The sequence below is a fragment of the Mannheimia sp. genome (assembly GCF_056854775.1).
Map to the genome: position 1 here is coordinate 1 of NZ_JBXGGI010000103.1, position 2103 is coordinate 2103.

Genomic DNA, 2103 nt, shown 5'->3' on the forward strand with positions numbered 1-2103 from the left:
TAGTATCTAATTTTTCAGCAAATGATTTTAATTGTTCAAGTGCTAAATCTTTAGCAAATACTCTTAAACTACGAAGGTTTAAAAGGCTTTTTAAATCTGACATTGTATTCTCCTAATATTTTAGTAACGAAGTGAATTTTATTCTTCTTTATCATATATTAAAAGATATTTGAGGTAAATAAATATAAATAAAAAAGAGGTACTTTATATCTTCGGATATTCGTGGTATCTTTACGTCGTCCTACAAAATGTAGAGGTGCAAATTCAATAAGTATTTTTTCTGAGTGGAAAACGATGAAGAAAAAGGAAAGGTGGATTTGCCGAAATCAATTAGGCGTCATCTTAATTGGTTGGGGTCGTTCTCGAAAGAAACGACACTGTCGTAGTAAACGCTACGGAGTGCTACTGTTAGGGTGGGTTTTAGTTTTTCATATTTCCTTCCTTTATATTTATTCCTATAAATATCTCAGTACATCTCTTGTTTGGCTATTATTTTTATATACAAATTATACAAAGTCATTTTAGAGGTTTTATGAATCTAGTTTATTATTCCACATCGTTTTGGTCTGTGTTACCGGCTCTGATTGCATTAATTTTAGCGATTGTTACACGCAAAGTGATTATTTCATTAAGCATTGGGATTATATTTGGTGCATTTATGTTAACCAATAGTAATTTTCTTGATGCACTTACTTATATTAAAAATAGTGTTGTTTCTTTAGTTTATAAAGGAGCTGAAGAGGGTTTAAATTCTAACAACATCAATATCATTTTATTCTTAATTTTATTAGGTGTATTGACTTCTTTATTAAGCATTTCAGGAAGTAATCAAGCCTTTGCAAATTGGGCTCAGAAAAGAATCAAAGATAAACGTGGTGCAAAATTAATAGCCGCAGGTTTAGTATTTTTCACTTTTATTGATGACTATTTCCATAGTTTAGCGGTAGGGGCAATTGCTCGCCCGGTAACGGATAAATTCAATGTTTCTCGTGCAAAATTAGCTTATATCCTTGACTCAACCGCTGCACCAATGTGTGTATTAATGCCAATTTCAAGTTGGGGAGCTTACATTATTACCTTAATTGCCGGTTTATTAGCAACTCATTCAATCACGGGCTATTCTCCGCTTGGTGCATTTATGACGATGAGTGCAATGAATTTCTATGCGATTTTCTCAATGATTATGGTGTTCTTCGTAGCTTATTTCTCATTCGATATCGGCTCAATGGCTCGTTTTGAACGCCAAGCAGAACATTTAGCAGAAGTAGAGGAAGAAAGTATTGAAGTTAAAGGGCGTATGCGTAATTTAGTGTTCCCGATTGTTGCTTTAATTGTGGTTACGGTTGCAATGATGATTAAAACCGGTGCTGATGCATTAGCGGAATCAAACACACCATTTTCGATTTTAGGTGCTTTTGAAAATACCACTGTGGGTATTTCGTTAGTGGTAGGTGGTCTAGCTGCATTGGTAGTTGCCAGCATTTGTATTATGGCAAGCGGTCATATTTCACTAAAAAATTACGTTCGTGCCTATGGTTTAGGCGTAAAAATGATGTCTGGTGCAATCACCATTTTATTCTTTGCTTGGACAATTAATGGCGTAGTAAGCGATATGCAAACAGGCAAATACTTATCAGGCTTAGTTGGTGAGCATATTGCAGCAGGATTCTTACCGGCAATTTTATTCGTATTAGCCGCATTTATGGCATTCTCAACAGGCACAAGCTGGGGAACATTTGGTATTATGTTACCAATCGGTGCGGCAATGGCAGTTCATTCTGAGCCTGCATTAATCATTCCTTGCTTGTCGGCAGTAATGGCGGGGGCGGTATGTGGAGACCACTGTTCACCGGTGTCAGATACCACTATCTTATCTTCAACAGGTGCACAATGTAACCATATGGATCACGTTATTTCACAATTACCTTATGCGTTATTGGTTGCTGCTGCTTCTATTGTTGGCTACTTAGTAGTAGGTTTCACGCAATCTGCTTTATTAGGATTTGTAGCAACAGCCGCAGTGATGGCTGCCTTAATTTTAATTTTTAAAGCAAAAAAGTAGCAAAATAAAGGTTAATTTCTAAAAATGTGAAGGCAATCACA

At 35.8% G+C, this 2103-nt stretch carries 2 protein-coding genes and 1 riboswitch; of the genes, one reads left to right on the top strand and one right to left on the bottom strand.

Annotated features, from left to right (window positions below; genetic code table 11):
• Positions 1 to 103, bottom strand: a 103-nt coding sequence (locus tag ACJHV0_RS07165) for an H-NS family histone-like protein (protein WP_483133781.1), incomplete at its 3' end; no start/stop codon positions are given.
• 140 nt (positions 104 to 243) lie between these two features.
• Positions 244 to 413, top strand: a riboswitch (Lysine riboswitch).
• A gap of 119 nt (positions 414 to 532) precedes the next feature.
• Between ACJHV0_RS07165 and ACJHV0_RS07170 the strand changes: the two genes are divergently transcribed.
• On the top strand, positions 533 to 2062 hold the full coding sequence (locus ACJHV0_RS07170; RefSeq protein ID WP_483133780.1) for a Na+/H+ antiporter NhaC family protein: 1530 nt from the start codon (positions 533 to 535) through the stop codon (positions 2060 to 2062).
• The last annotated feature ends 41 nt before the right edge of the window (positions 2063 to 2103 follow it).

What these genes read in the sequence shown, in the direction of transcription:
- ACJHV0_RS07170 (WP_483133780.1), top strand. Translation starts at nt 533, where the DNA reads ATGAATCTAGTTTATTATTCCACATCGTTTTGGTCTGTGTTACCGGCT.